Source organism: Pseudomonas sp. J452 (assembly GCF_024666525.1).
Taxonomy (GTDB): Bacteria; Pseudomonadota; Gammaproteobacteria; order Pseudomonadales; family Pseudomonadaceae; genus Aquipseudomonas.
In genome coordinates, this window is record NZ_CP088294.1 from 401,907 (window position 1) to 424,666 (window position 22,760).

The 22,760-nt window shown below is 66.3% G+C and carries 18 protein-coding genes and 1 riboswitch; of the genes, 7 read left to right on the forward strand and 11 right to left on the reverse strand.

The genetic code is table 11. The features are described from left to right. Positions 1-209 precede the first annotated feature (209 nt). From acs to LRS11_RS01870, 3 genes are read left to right on the forward strand one after another with little or no spacing between them, the layout of a single operon-like run. Positions 210-2,147 (forward strand): acetate--CoA ligase, encoded by a 1,938-nt coding sequence (acs, locus tag LRS11_RS01860; protein ID WP_260495285.1) that lies wholly within the window; start codon positions 210-212, stop codon positions 2,145-2,147. Between the two features lie 51 nt (positions 2,148-2,198). Continuing rightward, positions 2,199-3,077, forward strand: coding sequence for an oxygenase MpaB family protein (locus tag LRS11_RS01865; RefSeq protein WP_260495286.1), 879 nt, complete (start codon positions 2,199-2,201; stop codon positions 3,075-3,077). Positions 3,078-3,137: 60 nt separating this feature from the next. Then, on the forward strand, positions 3,138-4,154 hold the full coding sequence (locus tag LRS11_RS01870) for a class I SAM-dependent rRNA methyltransferase (RefSeq protein ID WP_260495287.1): 1,017 nt from the start codon (positions 3,138-3,140) through the stop codon (positions 4,152-4,154). 71 nt (positions 4,155-4,225) lie between these two features. Here LRS11_RS01870 and LRS11_RS01875 read toward each other — a convergent pair whose 3' ends face one another. From LRS11_RS01875 to LRS11_RS01885, 3 genes are read right to left on the reverse strand one after another with little or no spacing between them, the layout of a single operon-like run. Continuing rightward, positions 4,226-4,825: an HAD family hydrolase gene (locus LRS11_RS01875; protein ID WP_260495288.1), complete on the reverse strand. Its 600-nt coding sequence runs from the start codon at positions 4,823-4,825 to the stop codon at positions 4,226-4,228. A gap of 58 nt (positions 4,826-4,883) precedes the next feature. Further along, positions 4,884-5,753: an acyl-CoA thioesterase II gene (gene tesB, locus LRS11_RS01880; protein WP_260495289.1), complete on the reverse strand. Its 870-nt coding sequence runs from the start codon at positions 5,751-5,753 to the stop codon at positions 4,884-4,886. After that, positions 5,750-7,363, reverse strand: a complete 1,614-nt coding sequence (locus LRS11_RS01885; RefSeq protein WP_260495290.1) for a SagB/ThcOx family dehydrogenase — start codon at positions 7,361-7,363, stop codon at positions 5,750-5,752. The genes tesB and LRS11_RS01885 overlap by 4 nt, the downstream gene beginning before the upstream one ends. A gap of 73 nt (positions 7,364-7,436) precedes the next feature. Here LRS11_RS01885 and LRS11_RS01890 point away from each other — a divergent pair, with 73 nt between their 5' ends. The 3 genes from LRS11_RS01890 (at position 7,437) to LRS11_RS01900 (ending at position 10,189) form a co-directional block, all read left to right on the forward strand. After that, positions 7,437-8,354: a histone deacetylase gene (locus LRS11_RS01890; RefSeq protein WP_260495291.1), complete on the forward strand. Its 918-nt coding sequence runs from the start codon at positions 7,437-7,439 to the stop codon at positions 8,352-8,354. A gap of 67 nt (positions 8,355-8,421) precedes the next feature. Next, a complete protein-coding gene (locus tag LRS11_RS01895) occupies positions 8,422-8,880 on the forward strand; it encodes a TM2 domain-containing protein (protein WP_260495292.1) in 459 nt (152 codons plus the stop codon). A 61-nt stretch (positions 8,881-8,941) separates the two neighbouring features. Then, on the forward strand, positions 8,942-10,189 hold the full coding sequence (locus tag LRS11_RS01900; protein ID WP_260495293.1) for a TIGR03862 family flavoprotein: 1,248 nt from the start codon (positions 8,942-8,944) through the stop codon (positions 10,187-10,189). 256 nt (positions 10,190-10,445) lie between these two features. On the opposite strand, the gene LRS11_RS01905 is transcribed toward LRS11_RS01900, so the two are convergent. Continuing rightward, positions 10,446-11,888 (reverse strand): TolC family outer membrane protein, encoded by a 1,443-nt coding sequence (locus LRS11_RS01905; protein ID WP_260495294.1) that lies wholly within the window; start codon positions 11,886-11,888, stop codon positions 10,446-10,448. A 221-nt stretch (positions 11,889-12,109) separates the two neighbouring features. After that, positions 12,110-12,216: riboswitch (TPP riboswitch) on the forward strand. 87 nt (positions 12,217-12,303) lie between these two features. Here LRS11_RS01905 and thiC point away from each other — a divergent pair. Further along, on the forward strand, positions 12,304-14,187 hold the full coding sequence (gene thiC, locus LRS11_RS01910; protein ID WP_260495295.1) for a phosphomethylpyrimidine synthase ThiC: 1,884 nt from the start codon (positions 12,304-12,306) through the stop codon (positions 14,185-14,187). A 143-nt stretch (positions 14,188-14,330) separates the two neighbouring features. Here the strand turns inward: thiC and LRS11_RS01915 are convergent, their stop codons facing one another. The 7 genes from LRS11_RS01915 to LRS11_RS01945 all read right to left on the reverse strand — a co-directional run bounded on the left by LRS11_RS01915 (position 14,331) and on the right by LRS11_RS01945 (position 22,759). Further along, positions 14,331-15,107, reverse strand: a complete 777-nt coding sequence (locus LRS11_RS01915) for a substrate-binding periplasmic protein (RefSeq protein ID WP_260495296.1) — start codon at positions 15,105-15,107, stop codon at positions 14,331-14,333. Between the two features lie 130 nt (positions 15,108-15,237). Continuing rightward, positions 15,238-15,984 carry a DUF3298 and DUF4163 domain-containing protein gene (locus LRS11_RS01920; RefSeq protein WP_260495297.1) on the reverse strand — a complete coding sequence of 249 codons (747 nt, stop codon included), beginning with the start codon at positions 15,982-15,984 and terminating at the stop codon, positions 15,238-15,240. Positions 15,985-16,141: 157 nt separating this feature from the next. Beyond that, a complete protein-coding gene (locus LRS11_RS01925; protein WP_260495298.1) occupies positions 16,142-17,344 on the reverse strand; it encodes a DUF1302 family protein in 1,203 nt (400 codons plus the stop codon). Then, positions 17,344-18,126: an outer membrane lipoprotein-sorting protein gene (locus LRS11_RS01930; RefSeq protein ID WP_260495299.1), complete on the reverse strand. Its 783-nt coding sequence runs from the start codon at positions 18,124-18,126 to the stop codon at positions 17,344-17,346. Before LRS11_RS01930 ends, LRS11_RS01925 begins: the two co-directional genes overlap by 1 nt. Positions 18,127-18,136: 10 nt before the next feature. Continuing rightward, entirely contained in the window at positions 18,137-19,024 is an 888-nt protein-coding gene (locus LRS11_RS01935) for a hypothetical protein (RefSeq protein WP_260495300.1), read from the reverse strand. Further along, positions 19,017-21,548, reverse strand: coding sequence for an efflux RND transporter permease subunit (locus LRS11_RS01940; RefSeq protein ID WP_260495301.1), 2,532 nt, complete (start codon positions 21,546-21,548; stop codon positions 19,017-19,019). The genes LRS11_RS01935 and LRS11_RS01940 overlap by 8 nt, the downstream gene beginning before the upstream one ends. Then, positions 21,545-22,759 carry an acyl-CoA dehydrogenase family protein gene (locus tag LRS11_RS01945; protein WP_260495302.1) on the reverse strand — a complete coding sequence of 405 codons (1,215 nt, stop codon included), beginning with the start codon at positions 22,757-22,759 and terminating at the stop codon, positions 21,545-21,547. The genes LRS11_RS01940 and LRS11_RS01945 overlap by 4 nt, the downstream gene beginning before the upstream one ends. Position 22,760: the final 1 nt, after the last annotated feature.

Consider the following 22,760-nt stretch of genomic DNA (forward strand, 5'->3'; position numbering starts at 1 on the left):
TCTGGCCTGCGCTCATAACGCTTTACCGGCGATTTTAGCCCCCCATCTTGTAGCCCGGATGCAATTCGGGATCGAGGCCGCCTGCTTCCCGCATTTCATCCGGGCTACGGCCGCACAGCGATAAAGGAAAGTCGCGCAGCACTTGAACCCGGCAAGGGCCTGGGTGCACCCTAGCGAGCACCGCGGACGGATAACAACAAGGACCCGCCATGTTCGAAATCAGCCTTCACCCGGTCAAGGATGACGTGCGCCAGCGCACCCACCTGGATAACGACGCCTATCTGCGTCTGTACCGCCAGTCCATCGAGCAACCCGATGCCTTCTGGGGCGAACAGGCCAGGCAGTTCCTCGACTGGTCCAAGCCCTGGGACCAGGTGCACAGCAGCGACCTGGCCAAGGGCCAGGCCGAATGGTTCAAGGGTGGCCAGCTCAACGTGGCGCACAACTGCATCGATCGCCACCTGGCCGAGCGTGGCGAACAGATCGCCATCATCTGGGAAGGCGACAACCCCAGCGAATCGGCACACATCACCTACAACAAGCTGCACAGCCATGTCTGCCGCCTGGCCAATGTGCTCAAGCAGCGCGGGGTGAAGAAAGGCGACCGGGTGTGCATCTACATGCCGATGATTCCGGAAGCGGCCTACGCCATGCTCGCCTGCACACGCATCGGCGCGGTGCACTCGGTGGTGTTTGGCGGCTTCTCCCCGGACGCCCTGCGCGACCGCATCCTCGATGCCGACTGCCGCACCGTGATCACCGCCGACGAGGGCGTGCGCGGCGGCAAGTATGTCCCCTTGAAAAAGAACGTCGACCAGGCCCTGCAGAGCTGCCCGGCCGTCAGCACCGTGGTGGTGGTCGAGCGCACCCAGGGCGAGGTGGATTGGGTGGAAGGCCGCGACCTCTGGTACCACGAGGCCCTGCGTGAAGTGTCCGGCGACTGCCCGGCCGAGCCGATGGACGCCGAAGACCCGCTGTTCATCCTCTACACCTCAGGCAGTACCGGCAAACCCAAGGGCGTGCTGCACAGCACCGGCGGCTACCTGCTCGGCGCGGCAATGACCCACAAGTACGTGTTCGACTACCACGAAGGCGATATCTACTGGTGCACCGCCGACGTCGGCTGGGTCACCGGGCACAGCTACATCGTCTACGGCCCGCTGGCCAATGGCGCCACCACCCTGATGTTCGAGGGCGTGCCGAACTACCCGGACGCCTCGCGCTTCTGGCAGGTGATCGACAAGCACCAGGTCAACATTTTCTACACCGCCCCCACCGCCCTGCGCGCGCTGATGCGCGAAGGTGAAGGCCCGGTGCAGAAGACCTCGCGCAGCAGCCTGCGCCTGCTCGGCTCGGTCGGCGAGCCGATCAATCCGGAAGCCTGGGAGTGGTACTACCACGTGGTTGGCGAATGCCGCTGCCCGATCGTCGACACCTGGTGGCAGACCGAGACCGGCAGCATCCTGATCACCCCGCTGCCCGGCGCCACCGACCTCAAGCCCGGCTCAGCCACCCGCCCGTTCTTCGGTGTGCAACCGGTATTGCTGGATGACCAGGGCAAGGAAATTGAAGGTGCCGGCTCCGGCGTGCTGGCGATCAAGGCCAGTTGGCCGAGCCAGATCCGCAGCGTCTACGGCGATCACCAGCGCATGATCGACACCTACTTCAAGCCCTACCCCGGCTACTACTTCACCGGCGACGGCGCGCGCCGCGACGAGGACGGCTACTACTGGATCACCGGCCGCGTCGACGACGTGATCAACGTCTCCGGCCACCGCATCGGCACCGCCGAAGTGGAAAGCGCCCTGGTCCTGCACGACGCCATCGCCGAAGCCGCAGTGGTTGGCTACCCGCACGACATCAAGGGCCAGGGCATCTACGCCTTCGTCACCCCGGTGCTCGGCGCGCAGCTCAACGACGCGCTCAAAGCCGAGCTGCTGGCACTGGTCAGCAAGGAGATCGGCAGCTTCGCCAAGCCGGAGCTGATCCAGTGGGCGCCGGGCCTGCCGAAGACCCGCTCGGGCAAGATCATGCGGCGCATCTTGCGCAAAATTGCCTGCAACGAGCTGGACAACATGGGCGATACCTCGACCCTGGCCGACCCCAGCGTGGTCGACGGTCTGATCGACAAGCGCCTGAACCGCTGAAACGCAGCGGCCCCTGCCGTAATGGAGGGGCCGCGACAAGGAAGTACGCTGTTGGAACTGATTCGCCGCCATATCGAAAGCCAGGTACTCAGCCTCACCGGCCTGGCCCTGGGCCAGATCGACTTCGAGCAACCAGTCGGTGACCCTGGCCTGTTCGGCCCCGACTCGGCGTGCTGGAAAGTCCATGGCGACTTCACCAGCATGATGATCGGTGGCATCAGCGCCCTGCTCCTGCAAGCCCTGCATCCCCTGGCCCTCGCCGGGGTGTGGGACCACTCGAATTTTCGCGATGATCTGCTCGGCCGCCTGCGCCGCACCGGCCAGTTCATCTCCGGCACCACCTACGGCAGCCGGCGCGACGCCGACTGGCTGATCGACAAGGTACGCACCATCCACCTGCAGGTGGTCGGCACCGCGCCGGATGGCCGCGCCTATGCCGCCAGCGACCCACAGCTGCTGACCTGGGTGCATGTGGCCGAAGTCTCCTGCTTTCTCAAGGCTCACCTGCGTTACCGCGACCCGTTGCTGAGCAGCGCCGAACAGGACCGCTACTACGCCGAAGTGGCCAGCATTGCCGAGCGCCTCGGTGCCGCAGACGTGCCGCACTCCTGCGCCGAGATCGAGCAGTACCTGGCCACCATCCGCCCGCAGCTGTTGTGCGATGAGCGCTCGCGGGAAATCCTGCGCATCCTGCAGGCCGCCCCGGCGCCCAGCGCGATTGCCGCGCCCATGGGCAAGTTGATGCTGCAGGCCGGTTACGACCTGCTCCCGGACTGGGCCCAACAGCAGTTCGGCCGCGCCTTCGGCCCCCTGCGCAGCCGCCTGATCCGGATAGCCGTCGGCCGCGTCGCCCGCCTGCTGCGCTGGGCCGTGCGCGGCGCCGCCGTACACCGCGCGCACCAGCGCCTGGGCCTAGCCATTCGCCGTTGAGCCGCCCGCCGCCGGAGTCGGACTGGTAAACTGCCCGCCCCTTATTTCGAGACGCCGCGCATGCACTCTCTCAATCAGGCGCTGCGCGCCGCTCTCGCCCAGCGCCAGGACCTGCTCGGTGAACTGCATGAGCAGGGCAGCGACTGCTATCGCCTGTTCCATGGCAGCCAGGAAGGCGCCCCCGGCCTCACCGCCGACCGCTACGGCCCGCAGCTGCTGGTGCAGAGCTTCCACCAGAGCCTCGAACGCGACGCCCTGCTCGACCTGCATGCGACCGTCCAGCAGCAACTCGGCCACGACCTGAAACTGGTCTACAACGACCGCTCGCAAGGCAATTCGCGCATCGACCGCAGCGACCCGGTATACCAGGCCGAACCGGCCGCCCTAGAAGACCAGATCGGCCATGAGTGGGGCCTCAACTACCGGGTGCGCGGCCGTCATCCGGGGCAGGACCCGCTGCTGTTCCTCGACCTGCGCAACGCCCGCGGCTGGGTCAAGGCGCACAGCGCCGGCAAGTCGGTACTCAACCTGTTTGCCTACACCTGCGGCGTCGGCCTGTGTGCCGCGGCCGGTGGTGCGAGCGAAGTGGTCAACCTGGATTTTGCCGAAGGCAACCTGGCGGTCGGCCGCGAGAACGGCCTGCTCAACCCGCAGCTACCACCCATGCAGTTCATCCAGTCCGACTACTTCCCGGCCATCCGCCAGCTGGCCGGCCTGCCGATCAGTGCGCGGCGCGGGCACAAGCTGCCGCATTACCCGCGCCTGGCGCAGCGCCAATTCGACCTGGTGCTGCTCGACCCGCCGGCCTGGGCCAAGAGCGCCTTCGGCACCGTCGACCTGCAGCGTGACTACCAGAGCCTGCTCAAGCCGGCGATCCTCGCCACCGCAGCCGATGGCACGCTGATCTGCTGCAACAACCTGGCGCGGGTGGCCATGGACGACTGGCGCGAGCAAGTGCTGCGCTGCGCGGAGAAGCTCGGTCGACCGGTGCGCGACTGGCAGGTGCTGCCGCCGGCGGCGGACTTCCCCTCGCACGATGGCCAGCCACCACTGAAGACCCTGATCCTGCACTTCTGAGACCAGCTTACGATCTCTCGCCGGGTGCACCGCGCACCCTGCAGGACTGCTCGGCGCAGCCCGACAGCGGTCTACTGCAGGTAGCTGAGCAGGGCGTGGCAGTCCACGGCGAAATGGTCGGCCAGTTCCGGCCAGGGGTTTTCGGCCAGGTTGACCAGCACACCGCAGGCCCCGGCGGCGCGGGCGCAGTCCAGATCGAAGCGGTAGTCGCCGACCATCACCAGTTGCTGCGGCGCCACCTGCCAGTGCCCGGCCAGCTGCAGCAGACCGCCGGGATGCGGCTTGGGCGGGGCTTCGTCGCGACCAACCACGTCGCTGCTGGCGAAACAATCACCGAGGCCGATCGCCTGCAGGGTCAGCAGCGCCAGCTCGTGGGCGTTGCGGGTGAGGATGCCGAGGCGGCAATCGCGCTGCTGCAGCTCGCGCACCAGCGCCACCGCTCCCGGCGCCGGCTGCGCGGCCAGGGCCAGCTCGCGTTCGTGTTCGAGCAGCCAGGCATGCTTGGCCGCTGCCTCATTCGCAGGCAGGGCGGCCAGGTGATGGAGGATGTCGTCGCTGACGGGGATCTCCAGGGCACGTTTGATTGCCTCGAAGTCGTGCACGGCGATGGTCAGGGTGCCGTCCATGTCGAACACCCAGTGCTGGCTACTGCGCAGCCTACCGACGCTCATGGCCGTAGGGCGGGTGAAACCCGCGTCCGCGAAGCGCGGATTTCACCCGCCCTGGCTGTCACTTCCAATCCTCGCGCAGGCGGGTCAGGCCTTCCTGGCTGACCGAAGCCACCAGTTGGCCGGCACGGTTGAAGATGCTCGCCCGCGAGAAACCGCGGGCATTGCCGGCCCAGGGGCTGTCCATCGCGTACAGCAACCAGTCGTCCATGCGCAGGTTGCCGTGGAACCACAGGGCGTGATCGAGGCTGGCGACCTGCATGAACTTCTGAAACACCGAGACGCCATGCGGCTGCATCGAGGTGGTCAGCAGATTGAAGTCACTGGCGTAGGCCAGCAGGAACTTGTGCAACTGCGGCTCGGCCGGCAGCGCACCGGCAGCACGGAACCACACGTGCTTGATCGGCTCGCACGGCGCGGGAGCGAAGGGGTTGATGCGCGTCACCGGGCGGATCTCGATCGGCTTGTCGCTGGTCATGCGCTCGCGCATGCGCTCCGGAATCAGCTGTGCCACCTGGCGCGCCAGCTCGGTTTCCGAAGGCAGGCCTTCCGGGCCGGGCACATCGGGCATCGGCAGCTGGTGGCTGAAGCCCTGTTCGTCGTACTGGAAGGACGCCGCGCAGGAGAAAATCGGCTGGCCCTTCTGGATCGCCGTGACCCGCCGGGTACTGAAGCTGCCACCGTCACGAATGCGCTCGACTTGGTACACCACCGGCAGGCTGGCATCGCCGGGGCGCAGGAAGTAACCATGCATGGAGTGCACATGGCGCGCTTCCTCCACCGTCTGGCTGGCCGCCGACACGCACTGGCCGAGGACCTGGCCGCCGAACAGCTGGCGAAAGCCGAGATCCTGGCTCAGGCCGCGGAACAGGTTTTCCTCGATCTGCTCCAGGCTCAGCAGGGCCACCAGATCTTCCAGCACTTGACTCATGATTCCCCTCCCTCGGGGCGACGCAATTCGGGGTAAGCCGGCTGCGAGGAGAGACGTTCATCCCACACTGCACGACCAATGGTGAAATGGTAAAGGCTTTGCCAGCGGCTGTCGGCCAGTTCGAGCAATTCATGCACCTGATCGTCGAAGAAACAGCCGATTCCGGTACCGGACAGGCCTGCCGCCTCGGCTTCCAGGTACAGCAACTGGCCGATCTGCCCGCATTCCCAGTACAGCCGTGGATAGTGCCAGGCGCCCTCGTCCAAGGCCTGGTCGAAGCGCGCCAGCATGGCCAGGGCCACGCAGCCGTCGCTGGCGATGTCCTGGCCACAGGACAGGAAGCCGGCCAGGCCACGGGCATCGCCGGTCAGCAGGCGGTACAGCGGCAGCTCGGCATGCGCGCGCTGCCAGGCGAAATCTGCACGCAGCCCCTCTGGCTGGGCTTGCCCGTCGCCCCGCGCCAGCCAGTACAGGCCGGGCTCCAGGCCCTGCACGCGGTGGACGAACAGCAGCAAATCGACCTGTGCCGGCGCGCCGAGCACGGCGAAGGGCACTGGCGAATTGCCCGGCAGCAGGCGGCGCAACCAGGCGAACAGCAGCTCGGCGTGAATGCCGCTACGGCCGTCGAAGGCCTGGGCGCTGCGCCGCCGGTGCAGGATCGGCCGCAGCGGCAGGCCGGGATTGTCCGTGGCCAGCAGGCCAGGCGCCGCCGCCCACTCAGCCGGCGGCAGTCCTGGCGCGCGGCACAGCGCCTGCACCCGCGCCAGCTCCGGCCAATCGCGGTAGTGGCGCGACAGCCGATTAGGCTGCCCGGCCAGTTCCAGCGCGGCCAGGCCGCCCAGCAGGCTGCTCGGCAACTTGAACTCGCCAGGCTGCGGCGGGCCGATCCACAGCAGGCAGTCGGCATGTTCGGTTTCGTGGAAGCCCTCGCGATCCAGGCCGAACAGGCCGTCCAGGCGACCTTCCGCCACCCCGCGCAGCAGGCGCACCTGCCAGCCGTGGATGGCGGCGGCGATGCTGATGCAGGCCAGGGCGTGGCCGAGGTCGTGCTGGCAGTAGCGATAGGCGCGCTCGCCGTACTTCCACGCCTCGCGCCAGGGGATGCTGGCCAGGCCGAGGAGGAAGCCACCGGGCGGCAGCGTCTCGGCCAACTGATTGGCCAGCACGGCCGGCAGCTCGGTGCGCAACTCCAGGGCATGCTGATCCGGTGCGTAATGGGCCAGCATGCCGGCCTCGCCCAGCACACCGGCGGGCAGCAGCAGGTAGGCCTCGGTCGGGTGCAGGTTGCCGGACGACGGATTGACCCGCAGCGCCCAGCGATTGCCGCCGGCCTCCTTCCAGGCCGACAGCGCCAGGCTGTCATATAGCAGTTGTGAGAGGCTGGCGCGGTTCAGTTCGGCTGGCGCGCCGAGCGGCTCGGCAAACACCGCGTCGTAGCCTGGCGACTCCTCCTGCGGGCGCTGCCACAGCTCGATCAGCCGCGCCCCGCCGTAGCGGCGGAACGGCGCCGGCTGGGTCGCCCAGTCGAGCTGGCCAGGCCCCGGCGCGTAGGCATCCGGGCGGTGCTTGCTGAGCTGGTGGTAGGCGCGTACGGCCTGTTCGGCATTCATCGGGCGACGGCTCCTTGAGCCAGTGACAAGGCCCACAGCATACTGCCTGCAGCGTGATCACGAGAGCCGCCCGATGCACCTGCCGCTGGTCTACCACGACGACTACAGCCCGCCCTTCCCTGCCGGCCATCGCTTCCCGATGGAGAAGTTTCGCCTGTTGCGCGATCACCTGGTGGACAGCGGCCTGACGGCCGACAGCGAGCTGCAGCGCCCGCAGATCTGTCCGCCCGAGGTGCTGGCCCTGGCCCACTGCCCGGCCTATATCGAGCGCTTTCTCGCCGGCGAGCTGACCGCGCAGGAGCAGCGCCGCCTCGGCTTGCCCTGGAGTGAAGCGCTGGCCCGGCGCACCGTGCGCGCGGTGGGCGGCTCACTGCTGGCTGCCGAACTGGCGCTGCAGCACGGCATCGCCTGCCACCTGGCCGGCGGTACCCATCACGCGCACTTCGACCACGCCTCGGGCTTCTGCATTTTCAATGACCTGGCGGTGGTAGCCCTGCATCTGTTGGAAAGCGGCCAGGCCGGGCGCGTGCTGATCTTCGACTGCGACGTGCACCAGGGCGACGGCAGCGCGCGCATCCTGGAAAACGTGCCCGACGCGATCACCGTGTCGCTGCACTGCGAGAAGAACTTCCCGGCACGCAAGGCGGTCAGCGACTGGGACATCGGCCTGCCGATCGGCATGGGCGACGCCGACTACCTCAAGGTGGTCAACGACAGCCTCGGCTACCTGCTGGCCCTCTACCAGCCGGATATCGTGCTGTACGACGCCGGCGTCGACGTGCACCGCGACGACGCTCTCGGCTACCTGCAACTGACCGACGCCGGTATCGCCGCCCGCGACGAGGCGGTGCTGCGCCATTGCCTGGAGCGCGAGATCCCGGTGGTCGGCCTGATCGGCGGCGGTTACGACAAGGACCGCGCGGCCCTGGCCCGGCGCCACGGCATCCTCCACCACAGCGCGGCGCGGGTGCTGCAGGCGCTGCGGGCCTGACCTTCGTGGCTAGCCGCCGGGCCGCCGGCATTGCTAGGATCGCCGCCTCACCGACAGGATGTTGCCCATGCCAGCCCAGCCCGCCACCGCCCAACACGTCTACTGCCGCTACTGCGGCACGGCCATCGGCCGGCTGGACAATCACTGCCCGGCCTGCAACGCCGGGCAGAACCTCAAGCCGCGCAACCAGCTAGTCGCCGGCCTGCTCGCCCTGTTTCTCGGTGGCCTGGGTATGCACCGTTTCTACCTGGGCCAGTGGTGGGGCATGTTTTACCTGCTGCTGTGCTGGAGCGGCATTCCCATGCTGCTCGCCCTGGTGGAGGCGATCACCTTCCTGGCGGCCGACAAGGACGACTGGAAAGAGCGCTACGGCCATACCGACGGCAGCAGCTGGTTGCTCGCCATCGTCAGCGTCGGCCTGCTGCTCATCGCCGTCGCGTTGCTGCTGGCCATCATGATCGTGACCCTGAACGATCCCGCCGCCCCTACCGACTTCAGCGAGCTGCTGCTGGAGCGGCCGGACTGACGCAGGCGGCCACCGATTGCTGATGTAGAATCGCCGCCTCTATCGCCGCTCGTCACTCGCCATGCCTGCAGTTACGCCTCCGCAATCGCCCACTGTCGCCATCATCGGTGGCGGCCCCGCCGGGCTGATGGCCGCCGAAGTGCTGGCCAATGCCGGCGTGCGCGTCGAGCTGTACGACGCCATGCCCTCGCTGGGGCGCAAGTTTCTCCTGGCCGGCGTCGGCGGAATGAACATCACCCACGCAGAGCCGAAAGCGGCGTTCATCGGCCGCTACCGCGAGCGCCGCGAGGAAGTCGCCAGCCTGCTCGCCGACTTCGATGCCGACAGCCTGCGTGCCTGGATTCATGGTCTGGGCATCGACACCTTCGTCGGCACCTCCGGGCGCGTATTCCCCAGCGACATGAAAGCCGCACCGCTACTGCGCGCCTGGCTCAAGCGCCTGCGCGAGGCCGGCGTGCGCCTGCACACGCGCAGCCGCTGGCTGGGCTGGAACAGCGATGGCAGCCTGCGCCTGCAGACCAGCGAGGGCGAACAGGCGATCCACGCCGACGCCTGCGTGCTGGCCCTCGGCGGCGGTAGCTGGGCGCGCCTGGGCTCGGATGGCGCCTGGGTGCCGCTGCTGGAACAGCGCGGAGTGAGCATCGCCCCACTGCAGCCGGCCAACTGTGGTTTCGAGGTGGCGGGCTGGAGCGCCCTGCTGCGTGACAAGTTCGCCGGCGCCCCGCTGAAGAACGTGACCCTGGCCCTGGCCGACGAGGCGCCGCGGCGCGGCGAGTTCATCCTCACCGCAGTCGGCGTGGAGGGCAGCCTGGTGTATGCCCTTTCGGCCGCCATCCGCGAGCAGATCGAGCAGACCGGCAGCGCCACCCTGCACCTCGACCTGCAACCGGATCGCTCGCTGGAGAAGGTCTGCCAGTTGCTGGCCAAGCCGCGCGGCTCGCGCTCCATGGCCAAGCACCTGCACAGCCAGCTGGGACTCGACGGGGTCAAGGCCGCGCTGCTGCGCGAGCTGACCAGCGCCGCGCAATTCGCCGAGCCGGACCTGCTGGCGGCGGCGATCAAGGCCCTGCCGCTGTGCCTGCTACGCCCACGACCGCTGGACGAGGCGATCAGCAGCGCCGGCGGCGTGCCCTTCGCCGAACTGGATCAGCAGCTGATGCTGCGTCAGCTGCCCGGGGTGTTCTGCGCCGGCGAAATGCTCGACTGGGAAGCGCCGACCGGTGGCTACCTGCTCACGGCCTGCTTCGCCAGCGGTCGTGCGGCCGGGCTGGGCGCCCTCACATGGCTAGAGAGCCAGACCGCCCCGTAGATACTGTTATTCAGCACAAGCTTTTGTAGGAGCCAGGGGAACGCCTAGTCCTTGCTGGCGATCAGCGGGACGCTGTCTGCCTATCGCCAGCAAGCTGGCTCCTACAGGATCAGGCCAAGGGGGGATGACGCCGTGTTCATCCACCACCAGGCCCGCACGCTGGATCGATAAAGCGCGATCCAGCCTACGCAGCTCCATAGATTTCTAGCGCGCATAAAAAACCCGGCAGTTGCCGGGTTCTTTAATTGTCTGCCACTCAGTACTCGGCATTGCCCTTGAGCTGAGCTTCGGCAGCCCTGGCCAGGTCCGGCGGCAGGAAGTCCTGGTCCGGGTTGTAGTCCGGCTTGAGGAAGCCGGACAGCGCATCCAGGTCGGACGGTGCCAGGGTGCCGGCGGCCTGTTTCAGGCGCAGGTTGTTGAGGATGTAGTCGTAGCGCGCATCGTTGTAGTTACGCACCGAGCTGTACAGCTGACGCTGGGCATCGAGCACGTCGACGATGTTGCGGGTACCGACCTGATAGCCGATTTCGGTGGCTTCCAGGGCGCTCTGGTTGGAGATGATCGACTGCTTGCGCGCCTGTACGGTTTCCACGTCGGTGTTCACCGCGCGGTGCAGGTTGCGGGTGTTCTCGACGATCTGCCGGCGCAGGCTCTCACGCTCCTGCTCGACCTGGGTCAGGGTCTGGTAAGACTCGCGCACTTGCGAGCTGGTCAGACCGCCGCTGTAGATCGGGATGTTCAGCTGCAGGCCGATGGTGGTCTGCTCGGCATCGCCGTCATAGACCGACAACGCGTCGTTGTTGTTGAAGCCCAGCGAGTCGTTGTCGCCCTTCTGGTACTGCGCCACGGCGTCGAGGGTTGGCGCATGGCCGGACTTGCGCTGGCGCAGGGTCTCCTCGGCTGCGTCCACCGCATAGTTGCTGGACTGCAGATTGAGGTTCTGCTGGGCGGCGGTATCGACCCAGGCCTTGGCATCGTTCGGCACCGGCACCAGGATCGGCAGGGTGTGCTGAATACCTTCGATGGCGGAGTATTCGTTGTTGGTCAGGGTGACCAGGGCCTGGAAGGCGTCCTGCACATTGCGCTCGGCGATGATGCGGTTGGCGCGCGAGGTGTCATAACCGGCCTGGGCTTCCAGCACATCGGTCTTGTCCGACAGGCCGACGTCGAAACGCTCGTTGGCCTGGTCCAGCTGGCGCTTGAACGCGGCTTCTTCGGCCTTGGTCGAGGCCAGGGTGTCCTGGGCGCGCAGCACCGCGAAGTAGGTCTCGGCACTCTGCAGGATCAGGTTCTGCTCGGTGGCCGACAGGGCCAGGCTGGCCTGTTCGTTGGTGGCTTTGGCCGCCTGGTACTGGAACCAGCGGTCGGCACGGAACAGCGGCTGACTCAGGCTGGCGCGGTAGGAGGTACCACTGCGCGAGGAATCCAGGTCACCGATAGTGCGATCGACCTGGGTGTCGGTGTTGGTCATGTCGGCGCCGGCGGACAGGTTCGGCAGCAGGCCAGCACGGGCCTGCGGTACCACTTCGCTGATGGCGCCGTAGTTGGCGCGGGCGGCGGCCAGGTCGGCGTTGTTCTTCACCGCCTCGTTGTACACGGTCACCAGACCGGTTTTGCTGCCAGCCGGGGCGTCAGCGGCCCAGGCCATTCCGGATGCGGCGGAAGCTACTGCGAGCGCCAGAGAGAGTCTGCGTAGCATGATCAATCCTAGATACGAGTGAATCGGGCAAGGCTAAGGGGGCGGCCCGCGGTGGTCAAGGCACAGCAGGCACGACGATAGCCTAGTTTGCAATAAGCTTTGTTGCTGGCTTGCAACAATACTCTACTCGTCGGTTTAGTTTGTCGTTTTTTTAACCCTGCCTAGCCCACTCAGGCGACCAGCGCATTGGTGTTCTCGCCGCCGCTTGATTAGACTGCCGACTGTTCTTGTCGGGGTGCCCAGAAGCATGGGCTGAGATCGGAAAGTTCCGGATCCCGTTGAACCTGATCAGGTTAAGGCCTGCGTAGGGAACAAGATGTACTCGCCACGGCGAGCCCCTCTCGGCACCGGCCCCGGTGCACCCGCGCTGCCCCTCCGCCCCAGGTTCGCTCCGACACCAGCCAGGAGTCAGCCGATGCGTGCCGAGCAAGCCAAGAATCTGAGTGAGAGCGCCCAGGTCGACCAGCAGTCGATCCAGCCCTTCCCCCGTTCGCAGAAAGTCTATGTGCAGGGTTCGCGCCCGGATATCCGCGTGCCGATGCGCGAGATCAGCCTGGACGTGACCTCCACCGCCTTCGGCGGCGAGATCAACGCCCCGGTCACCGTCTACGACACATCCGGCCCCTACACCGACCCAACCGTGCAGATCGACGTGCGCCAGGGCCTGGCCGATGTACGCAGCGCCTGGATCGACGACCGTGGTGACACCGAGAAGCTGCCGGGCCTGTCCTCCGAGTTCGGCCAGCGCCGCCTGAACGACGCCGAGCTGACCGCCATGCGCTTCGCCCACGTGCGCAACCCGCGCAAGGCCAAGGCCGGCGCCAACGTCAGCCAGATGCACTACGCCCGTAAAGGCATCATCACCCCCGAGATGGAATACGTCGCCATCCGCGAAAACATGAAGCTGGCCGAGGCTCGCGAGGCCGGCCTGCTCAAGGAGCAGCACGGCGGCCAGAGCTTCGGCGCCTCGATCCCGAAAGAGATCACCGCCAAGTTCGTCCGTGAGGAAATCGCCCGCGGCCGCGCCATCATCCCGGCCAACATCAACCACGTGGAGCTGGAGCCGATGATCATCGGCCGCAACTTCCTGGTGAAGATCAACGGCAACATCGGCAACTCGGCGCTGGGCTCTTCGATTGAAGAAGAAGTGGCCAAGCTGACCTGGGGCATCCGCTGGGGCTCGGACACGGTGATGGACCTGTCCACCGGCAAGCATATCCACGAGACCCGCGAGTGGATCATCCGCAACTCGCCCGTGCCGATCGGCACCGTGCCGGTCTACCAGGCCCTGGAGAAGGTCAACGGCGTGGCCGAGGACCTGACCTGGGAGCTGTTCCGCGACACCCTGATCGAGCAGGCCGAACAGGGCGTGGACTACTTCACCATCCACGCCGGCGTGCTGCTGCGCTATGTGCCGCTGACCGCCAAGCGCGTGACCGGCATCGTCAGCCGCGGCGGCTCGATCATGGCCAAGTGGTGCCTGGCGCACCATAAAGAGAACTTCCTCTATACGAACTTTGAGGAAATCTGCGAAATCATGAAGGCCTACGACGTCAGCTTCTCGCTGGGCGACGGCCTGCGTCCGGGCTCGATTGCCGACGCCAACGACGCCGCGCAGTTCGGTGAGTTGGAAACCCTCGGCGAGCTGACCAAGATCGCCTGGAAGCACGACGTGCAGACCATGATCGAAGGCCCCGGCCATGTGCCGATGCAGCTGATCAAGGAGAACATGGAGAAGCAGCTGGAGTGCTGCGACGAGGCGCCCTTCTACACCCTCGGCCCGCTGACCACCGACATCGCACCCGGCTACGACCACATCACCAGCGGCATCGGCGCGGCCATGATCGGCTGGTTCGGTTGCGCCATGCTCTGCTACGTCACGCCCAAGGAGCACCTGGGGCTGCCGAACAAGGATGACGTGAAGACCGGCATCATCACCTACAAGATCGCCGCGCACGCCGCCGACCTGGCCAAGGGTCACCCGGGCGCGCAGATCCGCGACAACGCGCTATCCAAGGCGCGCTTCGAGTTCCGCTGGGAAGACCAGTTCAACCTCGGCCTCGACCCGGACACCGCGCGCAGCTACCACGATGAGACCCTGCCCAAGGACTCGGCCAAGGTCGCGCACTTCTGCTCCATGTGCGGGCCGAAGTTCTGCTCCATGAAGATCACCCAGGAAGTGCGCGACTACGCCAAGGAGAACGGCCTGTCCGACGAGAGCCTGGCGGTCGAGGCCGGCTTCAAGGAGCAGGCCGAACGTTTCAAGGGCGAAGGCTCGGTGATCTACAAGCAGGTCTGATCCCAACCCCGGATGTGCGGCCACGCCAAGCGTGGACCGCCATCCGCAGGGTGCGCACCACAGCCTGCTGGCCTGGGTCTGCGGGTTGACCCTGCGCCATCAGCGGGACAAGGTCTAGTCGGCCATCGGCGCCACCCGCCGCATCAATGATCGAGAATCTGGTACTTCGCCGCCTGTTCGCCCATGACTTCATCACGCAGTTGGGCGATCCGCAGCCACAGGCGCTCCAGCAGCTGCGGATTGCGGGCCTGGAAATCGCGATTGAAAATCACGAAGTAGTCCTTGATCACGAAGGGCTGCGCCAGCTGCTCGATATCCTCGAAACCATGCTGACGAATGGCCTCGCTACCGGCCTCACGCAGGGTGACATAGCCCGCCAGGCGTCCAGCGCGCAGCTTTGCCAGGTTGCGCCGGGCACTGGGTTCCTCCTCAAAGGTAACGCCATGGGCCTGCAAATCCTTGACGATGGACCAGCCGCGGTTGACCCCCAGAGGCATATCCAGCCCGCTGAAACGCTGACCATCCCACTCCAGTGCCGAGCCGCGCAGGCGGAACAACACATAGGCCTGTGAACTCACACTGCGCGCGGAGTCGGCCACACCATCCTTGAGTGGATAGGCAAAGCGCGTCGCCCGCTCAGCGTTGTAGGAATACAGCAGCGCTCCGTCCTGGCGGCCAGACTCGACCGAGGCCAGCACCCGCAGGGTTGGGGCGCGTTTGAGGTGCAGCTGGCAGCCAATATCGTCCGCCGCACGCTGCACCAGTTCAATCGCAAGCCCAGGCTGCTCGGGGACGATCTCACTGTCGCCCATGATCAACGGCGGGATCGGGTCGATGCTGTAGGTCAGCGATATCTCACAGGCCTGGGCCTGAAAACAGCTTCCCAGACCAACGACAACCCCCAGTATCAGCGCACGCATAACATCCCCTTGCTTGAGCAACAGGCCTGAATGGCAGCAGGTTCATTTTCAGTGCACGGCTGCCAGAGCAGTCTAGTCAACAAGCCCGGCAAGGGCCCAGGGCGCGAAGAAGCACGCCCCGGCTATCCGGTTAGCCACGCCCGGGGAAGTAGAACGGCTTGAGAATGCCGTTCAGGCGCGGATAGGGAATACGCAGCTCCGGATGGCCGCTGCTGTAGGGGGCGATGCGCGCCACCTCGTACTTGAGCATCACCGCGCCAAAGGTCAGGGCAATGTTGTCGGTGCGTTCGAATGGCCAGCTGGCCTGGTAGTCGAGGTCCTGATCGAGGCCGTTGGCCTTGAGCCAGGCCTGGTGGGCCAGTTCGGCGGCCTGCCAGAAAGCCGGTTCTTCGCCGGGCAGGAGCATGTCCTGCAGGCTGAGCACGCGTTTGAGCCGGCGGTCGTAGTTCAGGTAGGCGCGCCCGGGGATGCCATGGGCGCCGCCGGTGAAGCGGTAGCTGGACAGCTCGATGATCAGCAGACGGCCATGCTGCTGCAGCACCTTGGCCTGCAGGTAGCTGCTCCAGCCCGGTTTGGCCGTAGCGAGGAAGTCGCGTTCGTAGCTGGCCAGCGAGCTCGGCGGCGGGTCGCCCGGCAGTTCGATGGTCAGCCCGAGCAGCTCGCGCTCGATCTGGGCCTGCAGCTCGGGCAGGTCCTTGGGCAGTTGCAGGTCGATATTCACCAGCGGACAGTCACTGCCCGTGCAACCCGGCATGCGGTGTTCCCAGGCCTCACGGCTGGTGGCCAGGGGCTGGCTGTCGCGTGCCGGCAGCAGGCCCTGGCAACCGGCCAGGAACAGGGTGAGGGCCAGCAGGCTGGCAAGGGTGATGGGGCGCATGGGTATTCCTTGGGCGACAACGGGCAGTTCGACTGTGCATACCGCCCGGTGTTCCCGACGGCGCGGGCGTCATTGTCGCCGCCCGCGCCCTTCCCTCCAAGCCCAACAGGTTTCCGCTCCTTAAACATGGAGGGGATTGCCCGCGCCATGCCTCGGCTCAGAAGCCGAAGTCGCGGCGCACCTGCAGATAAACCCGGTCGCGCTGGTCGAACTGGCCGTACTGGGTACGCTCGCCACCGCTGAAGCCAATGAACCCGGTCTCGACATACCACTGGTTCCATGGCCGATAGCCGAGGTTGGCCTTGAGCATGTGGCTGCTCTGCGTGTCGTGGTTGTACAGCCACAGCAACCCGGCATTCAGGCGCTGCTTGGACCAGTCCTTGAGCACGGCCGCCGAGGCCTCCCAGGTATTGCTCTGCTCCAGGCTGGACGGCGCATCGTGGCGATGGCTGACGGTGGCCTGCAGGTTCACCGTCCACTCGTTGCGGGTCATGTCGAGGCCGAGCAGCGCCGCCGATTTGGGCACGTTGTCGGCACCCGTGGGGGTCTGCAAGGGTTCGTGGAATAGGTGCACCAGGTCGCCACGCACCACCCAGTCGCCCGCCGGGCGGGCGAAGGAGGCACCGACCAGACTGCGCCGCCGCTGTTGCTCGACCTGCCGCCCTTCCTCGACCACGTACAACGGGTCGGGACTCAAGCCGTCGAACAGGTAGAAATCCAGGTCGGTGCCGTCGACCAGAGTCTTGCCGCGCCAGCCGATATCCGCCCGCTCGTGTTCGTCGTCCTCGGGCAGGCCTTGCGGTTGCCCGGCGACAGCGAAGTCGGCACCAGCCGGGGCGAAGCGGGTGGTTTTGCTGCGCGGCGCCAGCACGAACTGCTGTTCGAGGTTGTCGCCATAGACTTCCACCACCGCCATCGGCCGGGTCTGCCGGCCCAGGGAGTAGTCATCGATATAGGGCAGGAGGAACTCGCGCAGGTCCAGCGGGTTGAGCACGTCGACCAGGCGGAAATAGTCGCCACGGCCCCAGGCGATCTGCTGCTGGCCGAGGCGCCACTGCCAGCTGTCGCCGGCCCAGGTGACATACAGCTCGCGCAGGTCCTGGTCGGACTGCATGCGCTCTTCCAGCCGGCCGCCGGCATCGTCGTACTGGCTGCGATAACGCCCCAGCAGCACACTGTCGAGGGTCCAGTTGCCCTCGCTGATGCGGCTCTCCAGCATGGCTTCGAGGCGATGGCCGGAACTGCTGCTGCCGGTGGTGTCGTGGTGATAGCCGTCTTCCAGATGGCCGCGATTGCTCAGGGTGGCCGCGGCCAGCGGCAAGCTGGCCAGGCCGAGCAGGCCGATAAGCGCTGCACGCATCAACGGATCCCGTTGCGCAGGGCGCGCTCGCTGAAGTTCTGGTCGGCCAGGCCGAGGTTGTAGTCGGCCTCGGCGCGCACCAGGCGGGTCGAGCCACCTTCCAGCAGGTTGCTCATCCGCGACTCCTTGACCGTCCAGAAGCCCTCGATCTGCGCCACTTCGAGCACTTCGAAGGTCTTGATCTGGCGGCCGCCACGAAAGAACTCGTCGCGCAGGATCAGCCCGCGCTCACGGTCGACATACACCAGGCGACGGCTGTAGCCGGTGCGCGGGTTCTCCAGGCCGTCGGCGGTGGTCGCCTCGATCACCTGCACCGGGCGGCCCTGGTAGGTCTCCTCGCGCAGCAGCTGGTACTGGTAGTCATCGACGCGCATACGCTCGATGTCGGCGAAGGAGAAGTCGGTACCGAGGAACGGACCTTCCTTGGAGTTGGTGGCGATGCGCCGGGTCTTGCGCAGGGCCGGCAGGTAGAGCCACTGGTCGTCCTCGCGGGCCGCAGACTCGGCGTAGCTGTGCATGAGGATGCCGGTGCCGGCGGTGTCGCTGGGCGCGGTGAAATACAGGGTCGACTTGCGCTCCTCGCCGTACTCCTTTTCCAGCATCAGCAGCTGGCGTTCGCGGACGAAACCGTCGGCCATGGTCTGCACCAGGGTCACCGCCGAGCGGCGGTCGGCGCCTTCGTCGCGGTCACGCACCTCGCGCATGATGGTGGTCGGGTCGAGGCTGTCGGCCAGGGCCGGAAGGCTCAGCGCGAGGCCGAGGCTGTAGAGAAACATACGCATGGAAAACTCCTTAACGACAATCCACTGTCAGGTAACTGGTGGGGCTGGACGACCAGGTGGCCGTGCCCTCGATGCGGTAACCGGCGACGCTTGGCGCTGCCATCTGGCCGCGCCCGAGGGCGACCAAATTGAGGCGTTGCAAGTCCGGTCGGGCGAGGTCCTGCAGGTCGCGGCTGCGCAGGCTCTCGGCGATCAGGTAGAGCTGCGCCACCTCGTCGCGGCTGGCCGGCAGGCTGGCTTCGCCATTCAGCACGCGCTTGAGGTAGATCAGGATGTCCGCCGCCGAATAGGCCTGCAGACTCTGCTCACGCAGCGCAACGGTGCTGCGTTCGAGCTGTTGCAGGGTGGCGACCGGCTCCGGCTGCGCAGCCTCGGCCTGCAGCTGCCACTCGCTGAGGCTGAGGCCCTGCAAGGCGCCGCTGGCGTCTGCCTGCACCCGGCACTGGCCGCCGAAGTCGGTCGCCAGCTGGCGGGCATAACGGCGCAGCAGCTCGGCCTGCTCGGCCTCACTGTAGGGGTGCGCCAGGCGCAGCCAGAAGTGCGTCGCGTCATGCGTCGCCGTGACCAGGCGCGGGCCGAGCAGCGGATGCTGCTCGACCAGCCCGGCCAGGGTCTGCAGGCCCGCAGGCGTCAGCTCGCGAGTCTCGATCAGCCGGCGAAAGCGCACATCGTCGCCCTGCACGGCAATCGCATTAGTACTGGCCAGGCTGTCCAGGGCGCGAATCGGCGTGCGCCCCGCACCATCCTGCAGCGTCCACAGGTTCTGCGTGGCTCCCACCAGTTGCTGCAGGTGGGCGGCCTGGTACAGGTCGCCCCCCGGATACAGGGTCAGCGCCAGCCAATCCTGCGCGCCAGCCGGCAGGGCCAGGCACAGCAGCCAGAGCAGGTGCTTACGCATTGGCCGGCTCCGTCTGCTGGGCGGCGCTCGTCAGCGGCGCCTCACGGGTACCGACGAACACCGGCAGCACCAGCAGGGCGAACAACGCGCTGAACAGCATGGTCAGGGCGATAAACAAGCCCAGATTGACCAGCGACTGATAGCCCGACATGCACAGCACCAGGAAGCCCAGACCCAGTGCCAGGGTGTTGAGCAGAATCGGCTTGCCGCAGTGCTGCAGGGCATACTGGGTGGCTTCCTGCACCGTGCCCTGGCTATGGCGCATGGCAGCGATCACGTGGATCGCGTAGTCGATGCCGATACCGAAGGTGATCGCCGCGATGATCGAGGTGCCGATATCCAGGTCGGTATCGGTCAGCGCCATCAGCGCGCTGATGCCCACCAGGGTGAACAGCAGCGGCAACAGGGCGACGAAGCCCAGGCGGATCGAGAGGAACATGACCATGACCATTAGCACGATCAGCGCCGGCGACGACAGGATGCTGTTGATCTGCCCCCAGACCACCGCATCGGTAGTCGCTACCAGCACTTCACCGTAACCGGAAACCCGTACCGTCATGCCGGCCGGCAGCACCTGCTGGGCATAGGCCAGCACGTCCTGCTTCACTGCGCCGACCTCCGAGGAGCGGTCGGTATGCAGGATGGCCAGCACCCGGCCGTTCTGGAAGCGGCGGTCAACCACGTCGAACAGGTCGCGGCCGTTGGCGTTCTCGTAGAGCAGGAAGTACTGCGCCAACAGCGGCCCGCTGATGTCCGCGGGCAGGCGGTACTGCTCGGCGGCGAAACTGTCCTGGGTGACCTGGTGCAGGCGCTTGACGAAATCCGCCGCCGAGTAGGTGAAGCCGACTTCACTGCGTGCGCGCAGATGCTCCTGGATCTTGGCCACGGCCTGGATCAGTGCCGGGTCCTTGAAGGCGTCAACCTGCTGGCTCTCGATCATCACACTGATCGGCGTGGTCCCGCCGAACTTGGCATTGATCGCCGCGTCGTCCTGACGGATGTGGCTGTCCTCTTCGAAGTAACCGATCACCTGGTTGTCGACGCGGAGGTTCTCCACCACGTACCAGCTGCACAGCACGATCAGCACCAGCATGCCCAGCGCCAGCTTCTTGCCGTAACGGGTGAAGTGGCCGAGGCGGGCAATCATGCGGTCCAGCTTGTCGCTGACCAGCAGGCCATGACGCGGCGGCTCGGCCTTCCACAGGATGACGATGGCCGGCAGGAAGACGAGGGTGATCAACCAGGCGAAGAAGATGCCGAGGCCGGTGAAGATGCCGAACTCGCGGATGAAGGTGACGTCGGTCCAGACCAGCGAGAAGAAGCCGACCAGGGTGGTCATGCAGGTCACGAACATCGGCCAGAACAGCTGCTGCATCACGCTGAAGGCGGTGTCGATGCGCGCCTGGCGATCCGGGTTGGACGGCAGGTTGCGGTAGTAGTCGGCGAGGAAGTGAATGGCGTCGCACACCGCAATCGAGATGATGAACACCGGCATGATCGAGGTGATGATGTTCTGCTTCACCCCGCAGGCGGCCATCAGGCCGAGGGTCCAGATCAGGCTGAAGATGGCGATCAGCAACGGCGCCACCACGCCCTGCAGGCGACCGAAGCTGACGAACAGCACCAGCAGGATCACCAGCAGCACCGCCGGCAGCAGGGTCTGGTTGTCCTGCTCCATGTTCGACGCAGTTTGCGCGGCGATCATCGGCGGGCCGCTAAGGTAGATGCGGTCGTCGCTCTTGACCTGGTCGGTGATCGCGACAATGGCCTGGTAGGCCTGCAGCATGGCCGGCGAGTCATCCTGGGCGATGTTGAACTCGACCTGGATGCTGGTGGCGCTGCCGTCACGCGCTACCAGGCTGTCGAGGAACAGCGGGTTGCCCAGCGTTTCGTCACGCAGGGCCGCGAGGCCGGCCTGATCCTGCGGAACCCGCGGCATCAGCGGATGCACATCGAGGGCGCCATCGAGGGTCAGCATGTTCTCGATGGTGACCAGGCTGCGCACCTTGCGGATCGGCACCAGGCGCGTCTGCAGGCTGTCCAGCCAGGCTTCCTGGGTGTGACTGAGTGCACCGCTCTCGACCAGGCGCGCCTTCAGCGCGGCCAGGCGCGGCTGGTCGGCGGGCTCCAGACCGTCAGCGAGGATGGCGTCGACCTCGGCCTGCAGGCGCGGGTCGCTGCGCAGGGCCTGCAGCTTGTCGCTGTCAGCCGGCTGTACCAGGTCGATGGCCTGGAAGGCCCGGGTCAACTCGGCGACCAGCTTGAGGCTGGCGGGGTTGAAGATATTGCCCTGGGGGTTTTCCAGGGCAATGATGGCCTGCTCGCCGGTGTTGGAAAACAGCCGTTTGGTATCGCTGTCGGCCACCCGGCTAGGGTGGCTCTTGTCGATCATGTAGGGGGTGCTGTTGACCTCCAGGCGGCCCATCGCGACCACCGCCAGGGCGGAGATCAACAACAGCAGGCCGAGCATCAGCCAGGGCCGATGCAACATCCAGGAGAGCAGTTCGACTGCGCGCGCCTTCATGCCGCCGCTCCTTCGCCGGTGTAGGCGTCCAGGCGCAGGTCGTCCTTGGCCTTGCTACGGTTCTGCGCATCCGCCACCAGGTTGGCCCAGATCACCGTCTTGTGAATTTCGCTGGTGCCGCCGGCGAAGAACAGGCCGATGGAGTCGCGCAGCAGGCGCTCGTAGTGGTGGTCGCGGCGGTAGCCGTAGTTGCCGTGGATGCGCATGGCATTCAGGCAGGCCTCATGCATCGACTCGCTGGCCAGCACCTTGATGATCGAAGCGAGGGTCGAGCAGTCGCGGCCCTGTTCCAGTTCGGTCAGGCCGCGGCCGACCACGCTGCGCAGCAGCTCCAGTTGGGTGTAGGCCTGGACGATGTGGCCCTGCACGTACTGGTTGTCGCTGATCGGCCGGCCAAAGGCCTCACGCTTGAGGCTGTATTGCAGGCACTCGTCGATCACCGGCTGCATGCAGCCAACGATGGACACGCCAGTGAAGATGCGCTCGACCAGGAAGCCGAAGTACAGCACGCGCAGGCCCTGGCCCTCGATGCCGACCAGGCTGGCGGCATCCAGCGCCACGTCGTCGAAACTCAGGCTGCCGATCGGCGTGCCGCGGTTGCCCATCAGCTCGAACGGCGTGGATTGGGTAAGGCCCGGCTTGGCGGTCTCGGTGATGAAGCAGGAGATGGCGTTGGCACCGCCCTCTTCGAGGCGGGCGAAGGTCATGCAGATATCCGCCACCGGGGCGTTGGTGATGTTCCACTTCATGCCGTTGAGGCGGTAACCGCTGCCATCGCGGCGCGCCGCCAGCTTCAGCGAACGCACGTCGGAGCCGCAGCCCTGTTCGGTGATGGCGAAGCAGCCAATTTTCTCGCCACTGATCAGCGGCGGCAGCCAGCGCTGCAGTTGCTCCTCCGTGCCGTAGCTGATCAGCGCCGCCTGCACCAGAGCCACCTGGGCGACGAAAGAGACCAGCACGCCCATGTCCTGGCAGCCCTCGGAGAAGCCTTCCAGCGCAGCGGAAAATTCCCAGATGCCTAGGCCCTGGCCACCGTACTGCTTGGGCATGTGTACGCCGAACAGGCCGCTGCTACCCAGGGCCAGCCACAGTTCGCGGTCGAAGCCCAGTTCGCGATCGCGCTGGGACGAGGTGGGGCGCACCAGCTCGCGGCCGACGGTCAGGTAGTGGGCGCGGATGTCTTGCTGTTGTTCGTTCCAGATACCGTTCATG